This is a genomic window from Hymenobacter crusticola, assembly GCF_002154225.1.
GTDB classification, from domain to species: domain Bacteria; phylum Bacteroidota; class Bacteroidia; order Cytophagales; family Hymenobacteraceae; genus Hymenobacter; species Hymenobacter crusticola.
This window is the reverse complement of sequence record NZ_MTSE01000144.1, coordinates 1-381: the sequence shown is the minus strand read 5'-3', so window position 1 is coordinate 381 and position 381 is coordinate 1. Positions and strand designations below refer to the sequence as shown.

Sequence of the window (381 nt, the reverse complement as noted above, 5' to 3'; positions counted from 1 at the left end):
CCCGTCGTCTACCGCACCTTTGACCAGGAGCTCCTCGCCATGGAATGGCTCGTAGCCCAGCCGTAATCTCCCGTACCTAATTCAGCCGGGCTAGCGGGCGGAAGTTTAGGTAAAAGGGCGCGCTGGAAACAGCACGCTGGCGCTCGCCACCAGACCGGAGCCCTCGATACTTCTCTTCGGGCAAAAGCGTGCGGCGGGCCCCTATTCGCCGAAGAGCTGTTGAAACAGGGCGCGCGTGTCCTGGGCGATTTCCTCAGGCAGGCTGGGATGCAGACTCAGGCGCACCGGGGCGATCTGACATTGCAGCACTAGGTTCTCGGCTAGCGTCGAAGGCTGGGGCGCTTGCCAGTCGCTGCGCCGCGAGGGCGTGCTCTGGAAGTA

At 63.5% G+C, this 381-nt stretch carries 1 protein-coding gene; it reads right to left on the bottom strand.

The window, feature by feature from the left end; genetic code table 11:
• Positions 1 to 201: 201 nt before the first annotated feature.
• On the bottom strand, positions 202 to 381 hold a 180-nt coding region (locus tag BXP70_RS30255; protein WP_179197921.1), incomplete at its 5' end, for a hypothetical protein.